Source organism: Isoptericola sp. NPDC056573 (assembly GCF_042793335.1).
Lineage (GTDB): Bacteria > Actinomycetota > Actinomycetes > Actinomycetales > Cellulomonadaceae > Isoptericola.
The window spans coordinates 283045-304715 of the sequence record NZ_JBHTUY010000004.1; the positions used below are offsets into that span (position 1 = coordinate 283045).

Consider the following 21671-nt stretch of genomic DNA (forward strand, 5'->3'; position numbering starts at 1 on the left):
GCACGGCCCACGGCGCGCCGGGATCCGCTAGCCGCCGCCCAGCACCGCCATCGCCGCGGCGCGGCCGGGGACGCCGCTCACGCCCCCGCCGCGCCGTGCGCCCGCGCCGGCCAGCAGCACGCGCGGGTGCACGGTCTCCACGCCCCAGGAGCCCGGGCGGTCCAGCCCCGTGTCGTCCCCGTCGTCCCCGTCGTCGCCGGGGGCCCACGGCCACGACAGGTCGCGGTGGAAGATGTGCCCGCCCGGCAGCCCGACGTCCCCCTCGAGGTCCACGGGGGTGCGGGCCTCGAGGCACGGACGACCGTCGGCGTCGTGCAGCAGCACGTCCTCGATCGGCTCGGCGAGCACCGAGTCCAGCGACGCGAGCGTGGCCGCGAGCGCCTGCTCCCGCGCCCCTACGGGGTCGGGGCGGAACAGCCGCTCGGGCATGTGCAGACCGAACAGGGTGAGCGTCTGGGCGCCGGTGGCGCGAAGCTCGGGCCCGAGGATGCTCGGGTCCGTCAGCGAGTGGCAGTAGATCTCGCACGGCGGCACCTCGGGGACCTGTCCCGACGCCGCCTGCGCGTGCGCGGCCCGGAGCTGCGCGGCCGACTCGTGGACGTGGAACGTGCCGCCGAACGCCGCGGCCGGGTCGACGCCCGTGCCGTGGTCGCTGCCGCGCAGGCGGGGCAGGCGGCGCACGAGCAGGTTCACCTTGAGCTGGGCGCCCTCGGGCGGCTGCGGCGTGGCGCGGCCCGACGGCGCGGCCCCGGTCGCCGCCAGCAGGCGGTCGAGCGTGTCGGGCGCCGCGCCGCACAGCACCGCGCCCGCCGCGACCTCGTGGTCGCGACCGTCGTCGTCGGACCAGGCGACCCGCGCGTCGCCGCCGCCGGGGTCCACGGCGGACACCGCGGCCCGCGTCACCACCATGGCGCCGGCGGCGGCCGCGGCGTCCCGCAGCGCCCCGGACACGGCGCCCATGCCGCCCACCGGCACGTCCCAGTCCCCCGTGCCGCCGCCGATCACGTGGTAGAGGTAGCAGCGGTTCTGCGCCAACGAGCCCTCGTCGAGGTCGGCGAACGTGCCGATCAGCCCGTCGGTCGCGACGACGCCCTGCACGACGTCGGAGGCGAAGCGGTCCCGCAGCGCCTCCCCCAGCGGCCGCTCGACGAGGTCGCGCCAGGTCGCGGCGTCGTCCACGAGCGCGCGGGCTTCGGCGCGCGAGGGCAGCGGCTCGGTCAGCGTCGGGAACAGCCGGCGCGCGAGGCGGCCGGTGGCCGCGTACCAGCGTTGCCACGCCGCGTGGTCGCCCTCCGCGCCGACCGCCGCGAACGACGCGCGGGTGACGGCGTCGTCCCCGGTGTCGACGAGCAGACCGGTGTCCTCCACCGGCGTGTAGGAGGAGTACCGGCGGCGGCGCAGCGTGACCGGCAGGCCCAGCTCCTCGATCACCCGGCGCGGCAGGAGCGAGACCAGGTACGAGTAGCGCGACAGCCGCGCGTCCACGCCCGGGAACACCCGCGCCGACACGGCCGCGCCGCCCACGTGGTCGAGACGCTCGAGCACCAGCACGCTGCGCCCCGCCCGCGCCAGGTAGGCGGCTGCCGTCAGCCCGTTGTGCCCGCCGCCCACCACGACGGCGTCGTAGCGGGCGGCGAGGGGGCGCCGTGCGGTGCCGACCTCGGCGGGTGACGTCGTCGTCATGTGCCCATCGTGCCGTAGCCGCCGAGACGACGGTGGTTTCCCCTACCGGAACACGGAGCACAGCACGGTCGGACCGGGCGGTCCGTGCGCCTGGCGTCGGCGACATGCAGACACTCGAGGCCAGCACCAGCATGGCGCGCTCCCGTCCGCCTGCCGTCGTCCGTCGCGCGACCGCCCTGTGGGCCGTCGCGGTCGGGTCGGGGCCGTCGAGACGCTGCTGGTCGTCATCCCGTGGGCGACGACCGGTGCGATGGATGCCGGGCTCTGGATGAACCTCGGCCTCCGCGTGGTCGTGTACGGCGTCGCGACGCTCCTGGTCGTCGCCTACCGGCGCCGCCCGTCCGCGTGGTGCACGTGGCGGCCGTCGTCGCCGCGACGGTCACCATGTACCTCCCCGGGGCGAGCGCCTGGTACCGGGGAGCACCCGTCAGCCCGACGCCGACGAGCGCCTGACGCCGAGCCGGGCCAGGAACAGCGCCTCCCCGACGGCGAGATTCTCGATCTCGCTCGGGTGCACGCTCTCGTTCGGCGCGTGGATCAGACAGGCCGGCTCCTCGACGCCGAGCAGCACGATCGCGGCGTCCGGGTACTGGCCCGCCAGGATGTTGCACAGCGGGATCGACCCGCCCTGCCCGGCGGTCACCGTGCCGCGGCCGTAGGCGTCCGCGAGCGCCGTCGACAGCGTCTCGAAGACGTGCCCGTCGGTCCGGGCGGCGAACGGCTGCCCCGGGGTGTCGCGCTCCACGGTGACGCGCACGCCCCACGGCGCGTGCGCCTCGAGGTGCGCCACGAGCTTGTCCTGCAGGTCGCGGGCGTCCGCGCCGGGCGGCACGCGCAGGTTGAGGCGCGCCGCGGCGCGCGGCTGGATCGCGGCCGCCGACCCGACGACGGACGGCGCGTCGATGCCGAGGATCGTCACGACCGGGCGGGCCCACAGCATGTCGGCCACGGTGCCGTCGCCGAGCAGCCGCGTGCCCGGCAGGGCGCCCGCGTCGGCGCGGAACTGGTCGGCGTCGTACCCGACGCCCGGCCAGGTGCCCGAGGCGTCGACGCCGTCGATCGTCGTGTTCCCGTCGGCGTCGCGCAGGGAGGCCAGGAGGGCGACCAGCGCCGCGAGGGCGTCGGGCGCGGCCCCGCCGAACATGCCGGAGTGGATCTCGCCCTCGAGCGCCTCGACGCGCACGACGACGCTCGTCGCCCCGCGCAGCGACACGGTGAGCGTGGGCAGGCCGAGCGTCGCGTTGCCGGTGTCCTGGATGAGCATCGCGTCGGCGGCCAGGGCGCCCGGGTTCGCCTCCACCCACCCGTCCAGGCCGCCCGTGCCCTGCTCCTCCGAGCCCTCGATCACGATCCGCACGCCCACGGGGAGGTCGTCGCCCACCAGCGCGCGCAGGGCGCGCAGGGCGGTGAGGTGCGTGACGACGTTCCCCTTGCAGTCCGCCGCGCCCCGGCCGTAGTAGCGGCCGTCGCGTTCCGTCAGCTCGAACGGCGGGGTCGTCCATGCGGCGTCGTCGAGCGGCGGCTGCACGTCGTAGTGCGCGTACAGGAGCACGGTCGGCGCCCCGGGCGGGCCGGGCCGGTACCCGACGACGACGTCCGAGCCGTCGGGGGTGCGCTCGCGACGCGCGTCGTCGATGCCCTCGGCCCGGAACGCGTCGACGACCCACTGCGCCGCGCGCTCGCACTCCTCGCGGGGGTACAGGCGCTCGTCCGCGACGGACGGGATGGCGACCAGGGTGCGCAGGTCGTCGAGCGCGCGCGGCAGCAGCGGGCCGACGGCGGTCCGCACGGCCGCGACGTCCGGCACGGCGTCCGGCACGAGGTCGGGGGTGCTCATGAGGTCTCCTCGCTGGTGGGCTCGCCGGCCGGCTGGGTCGTGGTGTCGTCCAGGTTGAGGGAGTCGACGTAGGCGTCGAACTCGTCGAGCTGGTCGTGGCAGTAGGTCTCGATGACGAGGCGGTCGCCCTCGAGGCGGCGCTCGTCGAGCACGGAGGGCCGCAGGCCCGGGCCGGCGGCGCCGTTGGCGGACCCGAGGTTCGCGGTGGCGTCCACGAGCGCGGCGGGGTCGGTGCAGAACCCGCCGCCGTCGGACCCGAGCACGCGGGCGATGGTCTCCTCGGAGAAGGCCGTGATGCCGATGTCGGCGAACGCGGCGTGCAGGGTGGCGGCCTTCTGCTCCGCCTCGCGCTGGTCCTGCCGGTCCTGGTAGCCGGCGAACTGGACCACCATGATCGCGCCGAGCACCAGGAGCAGGACGGCAGCGGCCGTGTACGTGACCCAGCGGTGCCGGACCGGCGCGCCGGGCTCCGTCCCCGGCGACGACGTCGTGGTGGTCATCTCACTCCCCCTCGTCCGTCGCGACGTCCGCGGTGACGTCCGCCGGCTGTCGCCACGACGGCTTGCGGAGCCGGAGGAACAGCCACGGGATCAGCAGGCCGATGATGCCGAGGCCACCGCCGACGATGAGGATGTACACCCCCACCGAGCCGCTGGAGAACTGCGCGGGCGGCACGAAGCCGATGATCAGCGCCGCGACCGAGGCGAGGAAGCCGACCACGCACAGGACGCCGAGGGCCGGGGCGCGGTAGCCGCGCGGGTGGTCGGGCGCGGTGCGCCGCAGCCGCATCGCCGCGACGAACAGCAGCAGGTACATGATCAGGTACACCTGCGTGGTGATCACCGACAGGATCCAGTACGCGCTGGAGACGTCCGGGATGAACGCGTACAGCAGGGCGATGACCGTGGTGAACACGCCCTGCGCCACGAGGATGTTCTGCTGCACGCCGTTCTTGTTGAGCCGCTGCAGGAAGGGCGGCATGTAGCCCTCCTCGCGCGCCACCGTCAGCAGGCCCTTCGACGGCCCGGCGAGCCAGGTGAGCATGCCGCCGATCGACGCGGCGATGAGCATGAGCCCGAGGATCGGCGTGAGCCACGAGACGCCGAAGTTGGCGAAGAACGCGTCGAACGCCTGCATGACGCCCGCGGTCAGCGAGAGCTGGTCGGCCGGGATCACCCAGCTGATCGCGACCGCCGGGAGGATGAAGATCACCAGCACCAGCCCGATCGCCAGGAACATCGCGCGCGGGAACTCCTTGCCCGGGTTCTTCAGCGTGTTCACGTGCACGGAGTTCATCTCCATGCCCGCGTACGACAGGAAGTTGTTGACGATGAGCACCAGGGACGCGATGCCGGTCCACTGCGGCAGCAGGTGGCTCGAGTCCATCGGCGCGGCCGAGGTGTTGCCCTGGCCGAGGAACACGATGCCCAGCACCACGAGGATCGCGGCCGGGATGAGCGTGCCGATGATCAGGCCCGCGCTGGACAGCCCGGCCACCGTCTTCGTGCCCTGCGACGACACCCACACCCCGGACCAGTAGACGACGACGATGACGATCGCCACGTACACGCCGTTGGACGCGAGGGCCGGGTTGATCACGTACGCGAACGTGCTGGCCACGTACCCCAGCAGGCTCGGGTAGTAGAAGATCGTCATCGCGAACTGGCACCACACGGCCAGGAAGCCGAGCGGCTTGGACAGCCCCTCCGCCACCCACCGGTACACGCCGCCCGACCAGCCGGACGCCAGCTCCGCCGACACCAGCGACGTCGGCAGCAGGAAGACCAGCGCCGGCACCACGTACAGGAAGACCGCCGCGAGCCCGTAGACCGCCATCGTCGGAGCGGCCCGCAGGCTCGCCACCGACGACGTGATCATGAACGCGAGCGTGATCCACGTGATGTAGTTGCGCGGCGTGCGCGCCGTCATCGCCTGCCGCACCTGCTCGCGGGTCGGCGGCGCCGTCCCCGTCCCCGACGTCGCCATGCCGACCTCCTCGACACCCGTGCCTCCCGGCGGACGCCGGCCCTTCGCACGATAAGAGGGCAGGTCACGGGGCGCACGGCGAACGGCGCCGAACCACCCGGCCACCGGCTGATAGCGTCGCGAGGCGTGAAGCTCCTCGTGCCGGGCAACGTGCCCTTCGACCTGTCGATCGACGTCCCCGGCGTGGAGGTGGCGCGCTACGTGATGCGCGATCCCGTGCCCGAGGAGCACGTGGACGCCGACGCCCTGGTCACGTGGTCCAGCCCCCAGCGGGTCCTGGAGGACGCCGCGCGCCGGATGACGCACCTGCGCTGGGTGCAGACCCTCAACGCCGGCCCCGACCAGGCGCTCGCCGCGGGGTTCGCGCCCGACGTCGTCATCTCCTCGGGCCGCTCGCTGCACGACGCGACGGTCGCCGAGCACACGCTCGCGCTCGTCCTCGCGTCCGTGCGGCGGCTCGACCGCACCCTGGCCGCCCAGCACGAGCACCGCTGGGACCGCGACCTCGGCAGGGAGCAGGCGACCCACGAGTCGCAGTTCACGCTGCACGGCGCCCGCGTCACGATCTGGGGCTTCGGCTCCATCGCCGCCGTCCTCGCCCCGCTCCTCGCGGCGCTCGGTGCGCGCGTGACCGGGGTCGCGTCGTCGGAGGGCGAGCGCTACGGCTTCCCCGTGGTGGGCTCGATCGAGGAGGTCGCGCCCACGACGGACGTCCTGATCTCCCTGCTGCCCGCGACCGAGGCCACCCACCACGCCCTCGACGCGCGCGTGCTCGCCCTGCTGCCCGCGCACGCCCGGTTCGTCAACGCCGGCCGCGGGGCCACCGTCGACGAGGAGGCGCTGGTCGCCGCACTGCGCGACGGCACGATCGCCGGCGCCGCGCTCGACGTCACCGAGACGGAGCCGCTGTCCGAGGGCTCGCCGCTGTGGGACGCGCCGCACCTCATCCTCACGCCGCACGTCGCGGGCGGGAGGCCGCAGGGCGCGGCCGGCTTCGTCACCGAGCAGGCGCGGGCCTGGCTGGCCGACGGCGCGGCGGGTCTGCGCAACGTCGTCGCGCGCTGACGCCCCTCGGCCGGTCAGGCCGCCAGCGCCAGGCCGGCCGCGACACCGGCCGCCAGCAGGCCGACGGCCGGGGTCCACCAGCGGTCGTCGGCCCGGGCGAACCGGGTGCCCCGCACCCGCTTGGACACACCGACGTAGCGCCCGTCCCCCACGACGCGTGCCAGCAGGACGACCAGGGCCGCGACGCCGAGCCCGCGCCACCAGCCCCCGTCGGCCCCGAGGGCCAGCGCCACGACCACCGCCGCGTAGGCGAGCAGCGCCACGACGACGACCAGCGTCGCGACCGGGCCGGGCCGCACCACCGGCTCTCGGGTGCCGGTGCGCTGCGGCAGCACGCGGCCCCGCCCGGTCGTCGCCCCGGCCGCCCAGGCGACGTGGAAGCCCGCGGCGACGAGGGCGGCGACGACGGCGGCCCCGGCACCGACCCCCAGCACGGGCTCGGGGACCGCCCCGCCGGCCCCGAGCGCCAGCAGCCCCGCCGCGACGAAGACCGGCCAGGCGAGGTGCCCGGGAACGAACCCGAAGATGGCCCCGCCGGTGGCGAGGCACAGGAGCCCGACGACCACCGGTACGGGCAGGCCGAGCAGGATCGCGGCGAGCGCGTACCACGCCAGGGACAGCAGGTGCCAGACCGCCCGGAGCAGGCGGTCGGCCCACGGTCGCGCGAGGCGCGCGCGCCAGTCGGGCGAGGCGAGCAGCGGACGGACGATCACGTGCTCCCCGAGCACGGAGTGCAGGGTGGCGACGGCGACGAGCAGGACGGCGGCGGCGATCGACATCGGATCCTCCATACGGTGGCGTATGGTCAGGCTAGCCATACGGTGCCGTATGGTCAACGGATGGCCTCGCTCTCCGCCTCCGACTGGGTCCGCGCCGCCGCGGGGAGGCTCGCGGCGGACGGCGTCGACGCCGTCCGCGTCGAGCCGCTCGCCCGCGAGCTCGGTGTCTCCAAGGGCAGCTTCTACTGGCACTTCGCGGACCGGGCCGGGCTGCTCGACGCCGTCCTGGACCACTGGCGCGCGGCAGGCACGGCCGGCGTGATCACGCGCGTGGAGGAGTCCTCCGACGATCCGGCCGACCGGCTGCGCGAGCTCGTGCGCCTGGCCTTCGAGCACGCGGGAGGCGGGCCCGGCGGGATCCTCGACGGCCGGTTCGACGGCGCCGTCCGCGCCTGGGCCGCACGCGACCCCCGCGCCCGCGACGCGGTGCACGCCGTCGACGAGGCGCGGACCGCCTACCTCGAGCGGCTCCTCATCGGGGCCGACGCGCCGGACGCGCCGCGACGTGCCGCGGTCCTGTACCGGGCCCTGCTCGGCGAGTACGCCCTGCGGAACGCGGGGGCCGGCGCGCTGGACCGGCGCGCGGTCGACGAGCTGGTCGCCTGGGCCCTGGGCCGGTGAGCCGGCGCGGTCAGGGGCGCGTCACCAGCGGCCGTTCCGCGGCCGCGGCTGGCAGACGGGGCAGGTGTACGACGAGCGGTTCATGAACGCGTCCCGCCGGATCGGAGCCCCGCAGCGCGGGCAGGGCTCGCCCTCGCGGCCGTAGGCGGCGAGGCCGCGCGCGAAGTAGCCGGACTCGCCGTTGACGTTCACGTAGAGCGCGTCGAAGCTCGTGCCGCCCTGCGCCAGGGACTCGGCCATGACCTCGGCGGCGGCGTCGAGGGCGCGGCGCACCTCCACCGGCCGCAGCCGGTCGGTCGCGCGAGCGAAGTGCAGGCGGGCGCGCCACAGGGCCTCGTCGGCGTAGATGTTGCCGACGCCGGACAGCAGCGTCTGGTCCAGCAGCGCACGCTTGAGGCCGGTACGCCGGCGCCGGACCGCGGCTACGACGGCGTCGGCGTCGAACGCGGGGTCCAGCGGGTCGCGGCCGATGTGCGCCACCGGCTCCGGCACGGCCGGTAGGTCGCTGCCGAGCCCGCCCGGGGCGCCGTCGTCCGTCGGCTCCAGGTCGACGACGGACAGGTGGCCGAACGTGCGCTGGTCGACGAAGTCGAGGTACTCCGCCCCGCTCGGGGCACCGGTCAGGTGCAGGCGGGCACGCAGGTGCGGGTGCGCCCAGTCGCCCGCGACGGCGGGGTCGCGCACGAGCAGCTGGCCGGACATGCCGAGGTGCGCGAGCAGCGCGGCCGCCGGGACGTCGTCGGCCGCCGGACCCGACACGCCGGTCCCACCGCCCTCGAGGGGCAGCCAGAGGAACTTGCCGCGCCGCACGGCGGCGGCCAGCCGCCTGCCGCGGAGCTGGTCCGCGAACCCGGCGGGGCCGCCGTCGTGCCGCCGCACGGAGTAGTCGCGGAACACCTCGACGTCGCGCACGACGGCGCCCACGACCAGGCGGTCGAGGCCGTCGCGGACGGTCTCGACCTCGGGGAGCTCAGGCACCGGCGGCGTCGCCCGTCGTGCCGGACGTCGAGCCGGCGCCGGGCACGGGGAGCTGCTGCAGGGCGCGGTACGCCTCCTCGGCGGCGGCCTGCTCGGCGTGCTTCTTCGCGGAACCGGTGCCGAGTCCCAGCACCGGGCCGGTGGTCACCTGCGCGTGGAAGACGCGCGCGTGCTCCGGCCCCTCGCCGGTGACCTCGTACACGGGGGCGCCGAAGCCACGTACGGCGGCGGCCTCCTGGAGCGACGTCTTCCAGTCGAGCCCCGCGCCGAGCCCGGCGGCCGCGTCGAGCGTCGTGTCCACGAGGCGGTGCACCAGCTCGCGCGCCGGCTCCAGGCCGTGCGACAGGTAGGTGGCGCCGATGAGCGCCTCCACGGTGTCCGACAGGATCGAGTCCTTGTCGAAGCCGCGGGTGCGGAGCTCGCCCTTGCCGAGCAGCACGTAGCCGCCGAGGTCGAGGCGGCGCGCGATCGCGGCCAGCGCGCGCTGGGACACCGTCGCCGCACGCATCTTCGCCAGCTCGCCCTCGGGCTGGTCGGGGTGGCGCCGGTACAGCGCCTCGGTCACGACCAGCCCCAGCACGGTGTCGCCCAGGAACTCGAGCCGCTCGTTGGTCGGGATGCCCCCGGCCTCGTGCGCGAACGACCGGTGCGTCAGGGCAAGCACGAGAAGCTCGGGATCCAGGTGGACCCCGAGCTTCTCGAGAAGAGCGGTCGGCTCCGGCCGGGGCCGGTTGCCGGGTGCAGGCATGTCAGCCCGCGTGCTCGGTGCGCAGCGCCTCGGCGTACTGGCGGCCCTTGTAGGCACCGCAGGTGGGGCACGCGGCGTGGGACAGCTTCTGCCCCTTGCAGCTCGGGCACGTCGTGAGGACCGCCGCGGTGGTCTTCCACTGCGAACGGCGCGCACGGGTGTTGCTGCGCGACATCTTGCGCTTCGGAACAGCCACGGCTAGCTCTCTTTCGTCTCGTCGGACACGCTCGACTCCTCGAGCATGGTCTGCAGCGCCGACCACCGGGGGTCGACAACGTCGTGATGGTGGTCCGGGTCGTCCGCCAGCCGCGCCCCGCAGACGGAGCACAGGCCGGGGCAGTCCGGACGGCACAGCGGTTGAAATGGTAGTGCAGTCACGAGGGAATCCCGAACCGCCGGCTCGATGTCGGCCTGGTCGTCGACCAGGACCGGCTCGTCCTCGGCGTCCTCGTCGCCGGACCCCTCCGCCGCCTGCGCCCTCTCGGGATAGGCGAAGAGCTCCTGCACGCGCACCGTCACCTGCTGGGAGACCGGGTCGAGGCAGCGCACGCACTCCCCCACCGCCGTGCCGCGCACGACGCCGGACACCAGCACCCCCTCCATGACCGACTCGAGCCGGAGGCCCAGGGTGAGGTCGTCGCCCTCGGGCACGCCGATGACGGCGGTCCCCATGTCCGCGGGGGCGGGCACGACGCGCGCGACCTCCTCCATCGAACCGGGTCGCCGAGACAGCTCGTGCGTGTCGAGCACGAGCGGCGAGGGCTTCGCGGTGGCGATGGCAGGCTCCGATGAACAGGGGTGGACCCGACGGGCGGGAAGGAGTTCGGCCCGGACCCGGGCCAGCGACCTAGTCTAGGCCATGCCGGCGCCGTGGTGCAGCACGCCCGCGAGTGACGAGTCTCTCACGCGCTACGAGGCGGCCCCGGCCCGCGATGTGCGCGTCAGGAGCGCGTGTCAGGAGGGCCGGTCAGGAGCGCCTCTCCTGCGGCCAGCGCGGATCGGCGACGGAGTCCCACCGCACCCGCGGCGCGCCCTGCTCGAGGCGCCCGGCCAGCTTCTCCCGGCCGGCACGCACCTGGTTCGACAGGGCGTCGAGGTCCTGCTGGAAGTCCGCGAGGCGCCCGTCGCAGTACGAGTCCGCGTCGGTGCGCAGCGCCGCCGCGCGCGCCTCCGCCTCGGCGACGACCTCGGCCGCGCGCGACTGCGCCTGCACGACGACCTGCTCGGACTGCACCAGCTCGATCGCCCGGGCGCGGGCGGCGGCCACGATCTCCTCCGCCTGGCGGTGCGCGTCGTCCAGGGTGTCGCGGGCGGCCGCGAGCACCTCGTCGGCGCGGGCCACCTGCGTGGGCAGCGCGTCGCGCAGCTCGTCCACGAGCGCCAGCGCCTGGTCGCGGTCCACCTTCACGTTGGTCGACAGCGGCACGGAGCGCGCGTTCTCGACCAGCGCGGCCAGGTCCTCCAGGATGTCCAGCAGCCCGCCGGCCGGGTTGCCCCCCTGGCCGGTCCCGGGAGTGGTCTCGGTCGTCTCGCTCATCCCCTGCTCCTTGGTCCTGCTCGTGGGGCCCTGCTCGTGGGGCCCGGCTCGTCAGCCCCGCGTCATCTGCCGAGGGCTGCTCGCACCGCGTCCGCGACGCCGTCCGGCACCAGGTCGTCGATCGGCCCGCCGTACCGGGCCACGTCCTTGACCAGCGACGACGCGACGTGCGCGTACCGCTGCTCCCCCGGGACGAAGACCGTCTCGATCCCGGTCAGGTGCCGGTTCATGAGGGCCATCGGCAGCTCGGAGTCGAAGTCCGCACCGCCGCGGAGGCCCTTGACCACCGCGACGGCCCCGACCTCCCGGCAGAAGTCCACCAGCAGCCCCGGCACCACCTCGACCCGCACGTCGGCGGTCTCCGGGTCGGCCGCGAGCGCCGTCCGGGCCAGCTCCACCCGCTCCTCGGGGCCGAGCAGCGCGTTCTTGGCGGCGTTGCGGGCCACCCCGACCACCACGACGTCGAACATCCGGCGCGTGCGCCGCACGATGTCGAGGTGGCCGAGCGTGATCGGGTCGAACGACCCGGGGCAGACGGCGATGCTCACGCCGTCACGCTAGTACAGCGGCGTCGCGATCCCCGGGAGCCCGGTCGGGGTGCCGTCACCCCGCGACGGGGACACCCTGAGGGCATGACCGACGACGCCGCGCCCCACCCGTCGCCCGCGGAGCCGACCGTGGTGCCGCTGACCGAACCGGCACAGCTCGACTCGCTGTGGCGGCACGTCCTGGCGCCGTCCTTCCCGCCCGACGAGCTCACGTCGTCCGACGACCTGCGGGCCGGCCTCGCGGCGGGCGGGCTCACGGCCTACGGCGTGGAGCAGGACGGGACGGTCGTCGCCGGGATCGTGGCCTCGTGGTCGCGGGCCACGCAGGTGCTGCTCGTGGACTACCTCGCGCTGGCGCCCGGTCACCGTGGCGGAGGCCTCGGCGGTCGGCTCCTCGACCGGTCGCTCGCCGGGTGGCGCGAGGAGCTGCACCCCGTGCTCGTGCTGGCGGAGGTCGAGCACCCCGGCCACCACGCGCCCCACCCGAGCCACGGGGACCCGGCGGCGCGCCTGCGCTTCTACTCGCGGCACGGGGCGCGCGTGCTCGCCGTGCCCTACTTCCAGCCGGGCATCGGCGGCCCTGGGTCGCCGCGGGTCCCCGCGATGCTGCTGATGGCGCTCGGGACGGGCCCGGGCGCCGACTCGGTGCCGGCCGCCGCCGTGCGCGGCTTCCTCCTGGAGCACCTGCGCGAGTGCGAGGGCACCGTGCCGGGCGACCCGGCGGTCCGGCGGCTGCTCGAGGCGGCGGCCGGGGAGACCGTGCCGCTCGTCGACGCGGCCGACGCGGAGGCCCTGGCCGCCGTGCCCGTCGCCGTCCTCGAGGGGGCGGAGCGCTACGCCCCGCCGGCCCCCGCGCCCTCCGACCCGACCGGGTCCGAAGCGTCGGAGGGGTCGGACGGCTCGGCGTAGTGCACCGCCGTCTCCCCGTAGTCCTTGCGGGCGAGCACCTCCAGGCCCGTGGGCCAGGCCGGCTCGGGGCTACGGGTGGACCGCTCCACCACGACGACGGCGCCCGCGGCCAGCACCCCGGGTGCGGCCAGGTGGGTCAGGACCGTCGCGAGCGCGTCCTCGGCCAGGTCGTAGGGCGGGTCGAGGAAGACGACGTCGAACCCGGTCGCCGCGCTCGTCCCGGCCTTGCGTGCGGCGACGCCGGCGGCGAACCGCTCCGCGGAGTCGGCGACGACCCGCACCTCGCGCTGCAGGCCCAGGGTCGCCACGTTGCGGCGGGCGACGTCCGCCGCCCGCCGGTTCGCGTCCACCAGCACGACGTCGGCGGCGCCGCGGCTCAAGGCCTCGAGGCCGAGCGCTCCGGAGCCCGCGTACAGGTCGAGCACCCGCGCGCCGTCCAGCACGTCCAGGTGGTCCAGCCGGGAGAAGATCGCCTCGCGGACCCGGTCGCTGGTGGGTCGCGTGCCCTTCGGCGGCACCTGCAGCGAGCGCCCGCCGAACCGGCCGGCCACGATCCTCGTCATGGCGCCGAGCCTAACCAGTCGACCGGTCAGGCCCGTTCGAGGAACTCCTCCTGCTCGTCGTCCAGCTGCGCCGCGATCGCCGCGCGCAGCTCGGGGTGCTCACCGAGCTCGAGGTCGGCGTCGACGACGGCGGTGGCCTCCCGCCGCGCGTCGGCGATGAGGTCGGCGTCCTGCACGACGCGCAGCAGGCGCAGCGAGCTGGAGCGGCCGGACTGGGCCGCGCCGAGCACGTCGCCCTCGGAGCGCAGCTCGAGGTCCAGGGTGGCGAGGCGGAAACCGTCGGTCGTCTCCGCGAGCGCCTCGACCCGGGTCGCCGCGGGCGTGCCGGGCTGCGCCGTCGAGACCAGGAGGCACAGCCCCGGCGCGGAGCCGCGCCCGACCCGGCCGCGCAGCTGGTGGAGCTGGGACAGGCCGAACCGGTCGGCGTCGAAGACGACCATCACCGTGGCCTCGGGCACGTCCACGCCGACCTCGATCACGGTGGTGGAGACCAGCACCTGCAGCTCGCCGGCCGCGAACCGGGCCATCGCGGACTCCTTGTCCGCGGGCGCCATCTGGCCGTGCAGCACGCCGACGTCGAGGCCGTCGAGCGCCGGCGTCTCGCGCAGCATGTCCGCCACCTCGAGCACGGCGCGCAGCGCCGGACGCTCGTCGGCCGCCCCGTCGCCGTCCATGAGCTCGAGGAGGTCCGGGACGTCGTCGAAGTCCTTCGCCGCTGCCCCGCCGCCGGCGGGGAGGTCCTCGTCGGGGTGGATCCGCGGGCACACGACGTACGCGCGGTGCCCCTTGTCGACCTCCTCGCGCACACGCGACCAGGTGCGCTCCATCCACCGCGGGTTGCCGGCGGGGACCACGTGCGAGGTGATGCCGGCGCGCCCGGCGGGCACCTGCGTGAGCGACGACGTCTCGAGGTCGCCGAACACCGTCATCGCGACCGTGCGCGGGATGGGCGTGGCCGTCATGACGAGCACGTGCGGCGCCACGCGCCCCTTGGCGCGCAGCGCGTCGCGCTGCTCGACGCCGAACCGGTGCTGCTCGTCGACGACGACGAGACCCAGGTCGGCGAACTGCACCTGGTCGCCCAGCAGGGCGTGCGTGCCCACGACGATCCCCGCCTCCCCGCTCGCGGCCTGCAGCAGCGCCTCCTTGCGGGCGGCAGCGCCGAGCGATCCGGTGAGCAGGGCGACCCTGGTGCCGTGCGCGGCCCCGCCGAGCAGCCCGCCCTCGGCGAGCGACCCGAGGAGGGCGCGCAGGGTGCGGGCGTGCTGCGCCGCGAGCACCTCCGTGGGCGCCAGGAGCGCGGCCTGGCCGCCGGCGTCGACCACCTGCAGCATCGCCCGGAGCGCCACGACCGTCTTGCCGGAGCCCACCTCGCCCTGCAGCAGCCGCTGCATCGGGCGGGCCTGCGCGAGCTCGTGCGCGAGGTCCTCGCCCACCGCGCGCTGCCCGTCCGTCAGCGTGAAGGGCAGTGCCGCGTCGAAGTCGGCGAGCAGGCTCGGCTCCCCCGGCCCCCGCGACGGGCGGGCCGTGGCCTCCTGCTCGGCGGCGTGCGCCCGGCGCTGCGCGAGCGCCGCCTGCAGCACGAAGGCCTCCTCGAAGCGGAAGCGGTGGCGTGCCCGCTGCCAGGAGGCCTGGTCGACGGGGTGGTGGATCGCGCGCAGGGCGTCGAGCCGGCTCGGCAGCCCGTGCCGGGCACGGACCTCGTCGGGAACCGGGTCCTCGACGTCCGCCTCGGTGAGCGGGTCGAGGACCGTGCGCACGGCCCGCTGGATGCGCCAGGAGGGCACGGACGACGACGCGGGGTAGATGGGGATGGGTCGGCTGGCCTCGAACATCGCCTCCTCGGCGTCGTCCGCGTCCACGCCCACGAGGACGTAGTCCGGGTGGGTGAGCTGGCGGGTGCCCCGGTACTCGCTCACCACCCCCGTGAACAGCCCCACGCGCCCCGGTCGCAGCTTGTCCTCGTGCGGCCGCAGCGCGCCGGCACGCTTGGCGAAGAACGTCAGCGCCAGCTCGTGCCGGCCGTCCGTGACGACCGCCGACAGCATGGCGCCCGCGCGCGAGCGCATGGTCCGGACGGTCGCCCGCGCGACCCGCGCCATCACGGTGACGTGCTCGCCGAGCGCCAGCCGGTCCATGTCCGTGAGCGTGCCGGGGTCGCCGTACCGGCGCGGGTAGTGCCGCAGCAGGTCCCCGACGGTGACGAGGCCCAGCTTGGCCAGCGGGCCCGCGCTGCGGGCCCCCAGCACCTTGGTCAGCGCCTCGCCCTCGCGCCCGGTCACGCGGGTCCCTCCGCCGCGTCGACGGCGAGCGGCTCGACGCCGATCGCCACGTGGTCCCCGGGGCGACCGGTGCGCATGACGACGACGTCCGCGCCGTCGGACACGGCCGCGGCCCGCGACGCGAGCACCTCGACGGTGGCGTCAGGGACGTCGTCGTCGGGCAGCAGGGTGACGATCGCGATCGGCGAGCCCGCCACGAGCCGCTTGACGATGGCGCCGACCGTGACGGCCGGGCCGCCGCCGACGCGCAGCCCCGCGACCACCGCACCGACGGCGTCGGGGACGCCCGCGTCCTGTTCGCGCGGGTCGTCGAGCGTCGCGGCCAGCGCGGACATCCCCGCCACGACGTGCACGTCGCCGGGCGCGACGACCCGCACGATCTCGGGTGTCGCCTCGGGCCCGTCCGCGGCGCCCGCTCCCGGGCCCACGGGGTCGGGCTGCAGCGCCTCGGGCGCGAGGACGAGCACCCGCGGGGCCCCCGCCCCGACCGCCGCGGCGACGAGGTCCGCCGCGGTCGGGGGGACGTCGAGGTCGAGGACCACGACGGCGCCGCCGCGCGCGAGCTCGGCGGCCAGCGCCGGCGCGGCCGTCGTGACGACCACCGCCCACCGGTCGGGCGGGACCGCGAGGTGCCGCACCGACACCCGCGACACCGCGCCCCGCGACGCCCAGCGCCGTGCCACGCCGAGCGCCGCGTCGAGGTCCGCGGTGTGCACGTGGGCCTGCCAGAGCGAGCGCTCGACGTCGTCCGCACCGGTGCCGTCCTCGGCGCCGCCCACGACGACGACCGAGCTCCCGACGTCGTCCAGGTCGGCGCGCAACGCGTCGGCCACCGCGCCGGGGCTGAAGTCGGCGGCGGACGCCGACCGTTCCAGCAGGAACATGAGCTCGACGTCGTCGGTCGCGACGCCGCCGTGCTCGTGGGGATGCTCGTGGGGATGCTCGTGGGGATGCCCGTGCGACCGCTCGTGCCCACCCTCGGGCCCACCCGCGGGCAGGGCACCGCCGGGGCCTGCGCCCCGGCCGGTGCGCGACCCGTCGTCTCCCTCGGCGGTCTCGCCGGCGGAGGGCGCCGCGTGTCCTCGCAGGTCGATGTCCAGCAGCACGGGGCCGATGCTGCCGTCCGCCTCCGACACTCCCTCGGCGGCCGCCCGCTGCGCCGCCGCCAGGGACCGCAGCACCAGCACGAGCCCGCAGGCGCCGGCGTCGAGCACGCCGGCGACACGCAACGGTTCCAGGGCCCCCACGCTGCGCAGGGCCGCCTCCCGCGCACCGCGGCAGGCGGCGTCGGTCGTGGACAGCCGCGCCGCCGCTCCGGCGGGACCGACCATCCCGCCGGCCTCGGCGTGCCGGGCCGCGGCCGCGGCGGACTCCGCCGCCGTGAGGATGGTGCCGGGCGCGGGGTGCGCGACGGCGTGGCGCGCGGTCCGGGCAGCGACGTCGAGCGCGATGGCGAGGCTGTCGCCACGCGTCGCGGCGACGGTGAGACCGCGCAACCACTCGCTGAGGATCACCCCGGAGTTCCCCCGTGCGCCGCGCAGGGCCGCCCGCGCGGCCAGCCGCAGCAGGCGCGCCCCGCCGGCGTCCGCGGGCGCGGCGTGGACGGCCGCCGCGGCGTCGCGGATCGTGAGGTACATGTTGGTGCCGGTGTCGCCGTCGGCCACGGGGAAGACGTTCACGCGGTCGATCTCGGCGCGGGCCTCGGCCAGGGCCCGGGCGGCCGTGCTCACCCAGGCACGGACGACGGAGGCGTCGAGGAGCTCGGGCTGTTGCACGCCCCCACGGTAGCGGTGAGACACCACACGTTGAGGGGCACTCCTCCGATCGGCTATCCTCGTGTGGTTGCCCGGCCTGTTCCGGGCTCCCCCAACCACCAAGCTTCACGTCCTGCTGCCCTGGCGCGGGTCGTGTCACGACGATTCAGGAGAGACCGTGGCTGCCAACTGCGACGTCTGCGGCAAGGGCCCGGGCTTCGGGCACAGCATCTCGCACTCCCACATCCGCACGAAGCGCCGCTGGAACCCGAACATCCAGCGCGTCCGTGCCGTGGTCGCGGGCACCCCCAAGCGTGTGAACGTCTGCACCTCCTGCCTCAAGGCGGGCAAGGTCACGCGCCAGGCCTGAGCCTGCGCACCGGGCACACCCCGGTGCTTCGACGCTTTCGCGAGACGCCCGTCGGGATCTTCCCGGCGGGCGTCTCGTCGTCCCCTCGTGCACCCGGCGTCCCCGCGCGCTCGTCGCCCGCGGACACCGGCAAAGAATTCGTGAAGGATTCACCAAACGGCCTTGGCCGAGGCGGCGACGACGTGGCACTCTGAGCAGATGATCGTGCAGACCGACAGCGACGTGGAGATCCGGCCCGCCGCGGTGACCGACGCCGGGCGGATCGCCCAGGTGCACCTCACCTCGTGGAAGGGCGCCTACGCCAGCGTGCTGCCGGCCGAGTACCTCGACTCCCTCGACGCGTCCGAGCGGGCCGCCCAGTGGCAGCAGATCCTCGACGAGGGCACCCGCACCACGCTCGTCGCCGAGGGCGACGGCCGCCTCCTGGGTTTCGCGAGCTACGGCCCGTCGCGCGACGAGGACGCCGAGGACGGCGACCTCGAGCTCTACGCGATCTATCTCGACCCCGAGTCCTGGGGCCGCGGCGTCGCCCGCGACCTGATGCGCACCGTCCTCGCCGACGTCCCCGACGGCGTGCCGATGTCGCTGTGGGTGCTCGCGCAGAACGAGCGCGCGCGCCACTTCTACCGCCGCCACGGCTTCCAGGCGGACGGCGTCGAGCGCATGGACGACATCGGCGACACCCCGGTCACCGAGGTGCGCTACCGCCGCGGCTGAGCGACCCCCGCGCGGTCACCCGCCGAAGTGGTCCCACCCGCCGCGCGCGGCGGGCTCCGCACCGTCCACGGTCACGACGGCGGGTCCCTGCCGCACCTGCCCCACGCGGCGGAAGCCCTCCGGCAGCGCGACGCCCGGCGGGAACGCGGCGAGCAGGCCGTGGTCCTCTCCCCCGGTGAGCGCCCATCCCCGCGCGGCGTCCCGAGCGGCCTCCGGGCCGAGCCCCAGCCCCCGGGCGGCGGGCAGCAGCCGCTCGACGTCCACCGCCAGCGTGCCCGCCTCGACGTCCACGCCGACGCCGCTCGCGCGCGCCATCCGGCCCGCGTCGCGCAGCAGCCCGTCCGAGACGTCCAGCATCGCGGTGGCCCCGCCCCGGGCCGCCGCCGGACCGGCCGCGAGCGGCGCCCCCGGGCGCAGGTAGCCGGCCACGCAGGCACCGACCCCCGCCGCGCCGTCGACGGTCGTCGCGTCCGCGGGGGTCGCCGCGCCGGCGTCGAGCAGCGCGAGGCCTGCCGCCGAGAGCCCGCGGTGCCCGGCGTAGGCCAGCACGTCGCCCGGCCGCGCACCGGCCCGCGTCACGGGCGCACGCCCCTCCAGGTCGCCGTGCGCGGTGACCGCCACGACCACGGTCTCGCCGCCCGACAGGTCCCCGCCCACGACGCCCGCCCCGACCGGCGCGGACACGTCCGCCAGGCCGCGGGCGAGCCCGGTCACCCAGTCGACCGGCAGGTCCCCCGGGACCACGAGCGACACGACCAGGGAGGTCGGGCGCGCGCCCATCGCCGCGACGTCCGCGAGGTTGGCCGTCGCGGCCCGCGCCCCGACGTCGTACCCGCCCGACCAGCGCCGGCGGAAGTGCCGGTCCTCGACGAGCACGTCCGTCGTGACCACGAACCGCGCGTCCGGGGCCGCGACCACCGCCGCGTCGTCCCCCGGGCCGAGCAGGGTCGCCGCCGCCGCGGGCAGCAGCGGGAAGATCCGCGCGAGCAGGTCCTCCTCGGACAGGTCGCGCACGAGGGGTCGGGTGGCGTCGGTCACGGGACGACTGTAGGCGGTCGGCGGGCACGTCCCGCCCGGTAGCGTGGTCGCCGTGCCCCGTCGTGCCCGTGCCCTGATGTCGTCCCGCGCCGCTGCCCGCGCCGTCGCGCTGGGCGCCCTCGTCCTCCCGTTGGCTGCCTGCGCCACCACGATCGGCGCGACGCCCGCCGAGGACGCCGCCAACCCGGACTGCGCACCCGTCATGCTCGCGCTGCCCGACGTGCTCGCGGGCGACCTCGACAAGGCGAAGACCAACGCCCAGGCCACCGCCGCCTGGGGCGAGCCCGGGGCCGCCGTGACGCTGCGCTGCGGCGTCACCCCGCCCGGACCCTCTCCCGACTGCCAGCGCGTCGAGTCCCCGGCGGGCGCCGTGGACTGGATCGTCGAGGCCGGCGAGGACGGGACGTGGCGGTTCACCACCTACGGTCGCGAGCCCGCCGTCGAGGTCGTCGTGCCCCCGTCGGTCACCGAGGACCACTCGACGTCGTTCGTCGGCGATCTCGCCCAGGCCGTGAGCAACGTGCCGCCGACCGCGCAGTGCACCTGACGCGACTGCCGAGGCGCGGACCGACCGCCCGTGGCACGGTGACGGGATGGACCAGCGCCTGAGCCTCGTCACCCTCGTCGTCGCCGACCTCGCCGCCACGCGGCGCTTCTACGTGGACGGCCTCGGCTGGGAGCCGCTGATGGAGGCGCCCGGCGAGGTGCTGATGTTCCAGGTCGGGCAGCACCTCGTGCTGTCGCTCTGGGACGAGGGGCACGCCACGGAGGAGATCGGGCCGGTGGTGCGCGGCGGCACCGCGCCGCTGACCCTGGCGCACAACGTCGGCACGCCGGCCGACGTGGACGCCGTCCTGGCGCACGCCCGCCGGGCCGGCGCCGCGACGGTCCGCGACGGTGTGCAGCGCGAGTGGGGCGGCTACTCGGGCTACTTCACCGACCCCGACGGGTTCCTGTGGGAGGTCGCGCACGCCCCGGGCCCGCTCGGCGAGCTCGTGGTGCCCTGAGGCTCGCCGACCTCCTGCGCGTCCCCGTTCAGCCACGCCGCCGTTCAGCGCAGGCCGGTGGGGCGCTCCAGGGCGAGCTGGATGAGCTCGTCGACGAGCTCGGGGTAGCTCACGCCCGACGCCTCCCACATGCGCGGGTACATCGAGAAGGGCGTGAACCCGGGCATGGTGTTGATCTCGTTGACGATCACGCGCTCGTCGGGGGTGACGAAGACGTCCACGCGGGACAGGCCCTCGGCCTCCACCGCCTCGAACGTGCGCACCGCGACCTCGCGGATCTCGTCGATGACGGCCTGCGGCAGCTCGGCCGGGCAGCGCAGGTCGACGTGCGCCTCGTCGAGGTACTTCGCCTCGAAGTCGTAGAACGCGTGGCTGTCGTGGTCGACGACGATCTCGCCGGGCAGCGACGCCCGCGCCCGCGCGCCGTCGTGCCCGCCGAGCACGGCGCACTCGATCTCGCGGCCGTCGATCCCTGCCTCGACGACCACCTTGGGGTCGTGCTCGCGCGCGGCGTCGACGGCGGCGGGCAGGTCGGCCAGGTCGTCCACGCGCGTGATGCCGAGCGACGACCCCGCGCGGGCGGGCTTGACGAACAGCGGCAGGCCGAGCGGCTCGACGGCGGCGACGCACGCGGCGCGGTCCCGCTCCCACTCCCGCGGCCGGATCACGACGTACGGGCCGACGGCGAGGCCCTGGCCGGCGAGCACGAGCTTCATGAAGTGCTTGTCCATGCCGACCGCCGAGGCGAGCACGCCCGCGCCGACGTAGTGCACGTCCGACAGCTCCAGCAGGCCCTGCACCGTGCCGTCCTCGCCGAACGGCCCGTGCAGCAGCGGGAAGACGACGTCGACCTCGCCGAGCAGCGCGGGCACCTGGCCCGGCTCCAGCACGCGCAGGGTGCGCTCGCCCTGGGTGAGCGACAGCACGACCTCGGCGCCCGAGTCGGCGGTCACCTCCGGCAGCCGGCCGTCGGTGATCTGCCACCGCTCCGGGTCGTCGGCGGCGATCACCCAGCGACCCTCGCGCGTGATGCCCACGGGCACGACGTCGTAGCGGTCGCGGTCGATCGCGCGCAGCACGCCGGCCGCGGTGGACGCGGAGATGGCGTGCTCGCCCGAGCGACCGCCGAACAGCACGGCGACGCGGGTCTTGCGCGGGGCACCGTCGCCTGCGGGCGGGACGGCAGGAACGGGGCTCGTGGGAGCAGCGGTGGCGTCGGACATCGCCGCCCAACCTACCGGACCCGGAC

23 protein-coding genes are annotated in these 21671 nt (G+C 75.8%); 7 read left to right on the forward strand and 16 right to left on the reverse strand.

The features are described from left to right. Positions 1–27: 27 nt before the first annotated feature. The 4 genes from ACFQ8E_RS08800 to ACFQ8E_RS08815 form a co-directional block, all read right to left on the reverse strand. On the reverse strand, positions 28–1683 hold the full coding sequence (locus ACFQ8E_RS08800) for a phytoene desaturase family protein (RefSeq protein WP_430550188.1): 1656 nt from the start codon (positions 1681–1683) through the stop codon (positions 28–30). 427 nt (positions 1684–2110) lie between these two features. Continuing rightward, positions 2111–3520: a dipeptidase gene (locus ACFQ8E_RS08805; protein ID WP_430550189.1), complete on the reverse strand. Its 1410-nt coding sequence runs from the start codon at positions 3518–3520 to the stop codon at positions 2111–2113. After that, positions 3517–4020, reverse strand: a complete 504-nt coding sequence (locus ACFQ8E_RS08810) for a hypothetical protein (RefSeq protein WP_430550190.1) — start codon at positions 4018–4020, stop codon at positions 3517–3519. Before ACFQ8E_RS08810 ends, ACFQ8E_RS08805 begins: the two co-directional genes overlap by 4 nt. Before the next feature lies 1 nt (position 4021). Next, positions 4022–5506, reverse strand: a complete 1485-nt coding sequence (locus ACFQ8E_RS08815; RefSeq protein WP_430550191.1) for an APC family permease — start codon at positions 5504–5506, stop codon at positions 4022–4024. Between the two features lie 126 nt (positions 5507–5632). Here ACFQ8E_RS08815 and ACFQ8E_RS08820 point away from each other — a divergent pair, with 126 nt between their 5' ends. Continuing rightward, entirely contained in the window at positions 5633–6571 is a 939-nt protein-coding gene (locus ACFQ8E_RS08820) for an NAD(P)-dependent oxidoreductase (RefSeq protein ID WP_430550192.1), read from the forward strand. Positions 6572–6585: 14 nt separating this feature from the next. On the opposite strand, the gene ACFQ8E_RS08825 is transcribed toward ACFQ8E_RS08820, so the two are convergent. Further along, entirely contained in the window at positions 6586–7350 is a 765-nt protein-coding gene (locus tag ACFQ8E_RS08825; protein WP_430550193.1) for a DUF3995 domain-containing protein, read from the reverse strand. Positions 7351–7410: 60 nt separating this feature from the next. Between ACFQ8E_RS08825 and ACFQ8E_RS08830 the strand changes: the two genes are divergently transcribed. Then, on the forward strand, positions 7411–7971 hold the full coding sequence (locus ACFQ8E_RS08830) for a TetR/AcrR family transcriptional regulator (protein WP_430550194.1): 561 nt from the start codon (positions 7411–7413) through the stop codon (positions 7969–7971). Positions 7972–7992: 21 nt separating this feature from the next. Here the strand turns inward: ACFQ8E_RS08830 and mutM are convergent, their stop codons facing one another. From mutM to coaD, 6 genes are all read right to left on the reverse strand, one after another. Further along, entirely contained in the window at positions 7993–8949 is a 957-nt protein-coding gene (gene mutM, locus ACFQ8E_RS08835) for a bifunctional DNA-formamidopyrimidine glycosylase/DNA-(apurinic or apyrimidinic site) lyase (RefSeq protein WP_430550195.1), read from the reverse strand. Continuing rightward, complete coding sequence (gene rnc / locus ACFQ8E_RS08840) at positions 8942–9697, reverse strand: ribonuclease III (RefSeq protein ID WP_430550196.1); 756 nt, start codon at positions 9695–9697, stop codon at positions 8942–8944. The genes mutM and rnc overlap by 8 nt, the downstream gene beginning before the upstream one ends. Position 9698: 1 nt before the next feature. Then, entirely contained in the window at positions 9699–9893 is a 195-nt protein-coding gene (gene rpmF / locus ACFQ8E_RS08845; RefSeq protein ID WP_079574722.1) for a 50S ribosomal protein L32, read from the reverse strand. Between the two features lie 2 nt (positions 9894–9895). Beyond that, complete coding sequence (locus ACFQ8E_RS08850; protein ID WP_430550197.1) at positions 9896–10447, reverse strand: YceD family protein; 552 nt, start codon at positions 10445–10447, stop codon at positions 9896–9898. 217 nt (positions 10448–10664) lie between these two features. Further along, a complete protein-coding gene (locus ACFQ8E_RS08855) occupies positions 10665–11234 on the reverse strand; it encodes a hypothetical protein (protein WP_430550198.1) in 570 nt (189 codons plus the stop codon). 62 nt (positions 11235–11296) lie between these two features. Continuing rightward, entirely contained in the window at positions 11297–11782 is a 486-nt protein-coding gene (coaD, locus tag ACFQ8E_RS08860) for a pantetheine-phosphate adenylyltransferase (RefSeq protein WP_430550199.1), read from the reverse strand. 84 nt (positions 11783–11866) lie between these two features. On the opposite strand from coaD, the gene ACFQ8E_RS08865 reads away from it, so the two are divergent. Continuing rightward, positions 11867–12691 carry a GNAT family N-acetyltransferase gene (locus ACFQ8E_RS08865; RefSeq protein ID WP_430550200.1) on the forward strand — a complete coding sequence of 275 codons (825 nt, stop codon included), beginning with the start codon at positions 11867–11869 and terminating at the stop codon, positions 12689–12691. Here the strand turns inward: ACFQ8E_RS08865 and rsmD are convergent. The 3 genes from rsmD to ACFQ8E_RS08880 are packed head-to-tail and all read right to left on the reverse strand — an operon-like array spanning position 12616 to position 17311. Beyond that, complete coding sequence (rsmD, locus tag ACFQ8E_RS08870; RefSeq protein WP_430550201.1) at positions 12616–13254, reverse strand: 16S rRNA (guanine(966)-N(2))-methyltransferase RsmD; 639 nt, start codon at positions 13252–13254, stop codon at positions 12616–12618. The two genes, ACFQ8E_RS08865 and rsmD, sit on opposite strands and share 76 nt — an antisense overlap. Positions 13255–13280: 26 nt before the next feature. Next, the gene (locus ACFQ8E_RS08875; protein ID WP_430550202.1) at positions 13281–15536 is read right to left on the reverse strand and encodes an ATP-dependent DNA helicase RecG; all 2256 of its coding nucleotides are present in this window, start codon (positions 15534–15536) and stop codon (positions 13281–13283) included. Continuing rightward, positions 15533–17311, reverse strand: a complete 1779-nt coding sequence (locus tag ACFQ8E_RS08880) for a DAK2 domain-containing protein (protein WP_430550203.1) — start codon at positions 17309–17311, stop codon at positions 15533–15535. Before ACFQ8E_RS08880 ends, ACFQ8E_RS08875 begins: the two co-directional genes overlap by 4 nt. Before the next feature lie 157 nt (positions 17312–17468). Between ACFQ8E_RS08880 and rpmB the strand changes: the two genes are divergently transcribed. Further along, on the forward strand, positions 17469–17660 hold the full coding sequence (rpmB, locus tag ACFQ8E_RS08885; RefSeq protein WP_069984843.1) for a 50S ribosomal protein L28: 192 nt from the start codon (positions 17469–17471) through the stop codon (positions 17658–17660). A gap of 198 nt (positions 17661–17858) precedes the next feature. After that, positions 17859–18377 (forward strand): GNAT family N-acetyltransferase, encoded by a 519-nt coding sequence (locus tag ACFQ8E_RS08890; RefSeq protein ID WP_430550204.1) that lies wholly within the window; start codon positions 17859–17861, stop codon positions 18375–18377. A gap of 15 nt (positions 18378–18392) precedes the next feature. Here ACFQ8E_RS08890 and ACFQ8E_RS08895 read toward each other — a convergent pair whose 3' ends face one another. Next, positions 18393–19415 (reverse strand): thiamine-phosphate kinase, encoded by a 1023-nt coding sequence (locus tag ACFQ8E_RS08895; RefSeq protein ID WP_430550205.1) that lies wholly within the window; start codon positions 19413–19415, stop codon positions 18393–18395. A 52-nt stretch (positions 19416–19467) separates the two neighbouring features. On the opposite strand from ACFQ8E_RS08895, the gene ACFQ8E_RS08900 reads away from it, so the two are divergent. Together ACFQ8E_RS08900 and ACFQ8E_RS08905 are read left to right on the forward strand one after the other, a co-directional pair. Continuing rightward, entirely contained in the window at positions 19468–19962 is a 495-nt protein-coding gene (locus ACFQ8E_RS08900; RefSeq protein WP_430550206.1) for a DUF3515 family protein, read from the forward strand. Positions 19963–20008: 46 nt separating this feature from the next. After that, positions 20009–20422 (forward strand): VOC family protein, encoded by a 414-nt coding sequence (locus ACFQ8E_RS08905; protein ID WP_430550207.1) that lies wholly within the window; start codon positions 20009–20011, stop codon positions 20420–20422. A 44-nt stretch (positions 20423–20466) separates the two neighbouring features. Here ACFQ8E_RS08905 and ACFQ8E_RS08910 read toward each other — a convergent pair whose 3' ends face one another. Continuing rightward, the gene (locus tag ACFQ8E_RS08910; protein ID WP_430550208.1) at positions 20467–21645 is read right to left on the reverse strand and encodes a D-alanine--D-alanine ligase family protein; all 1179 of its coding nucleotides are present in this window, start codon (positions 21643–21645) and stop codon (positions 20467–20469) included. Positions 21646–21671 lie beyond the last annotated feature (26 nt).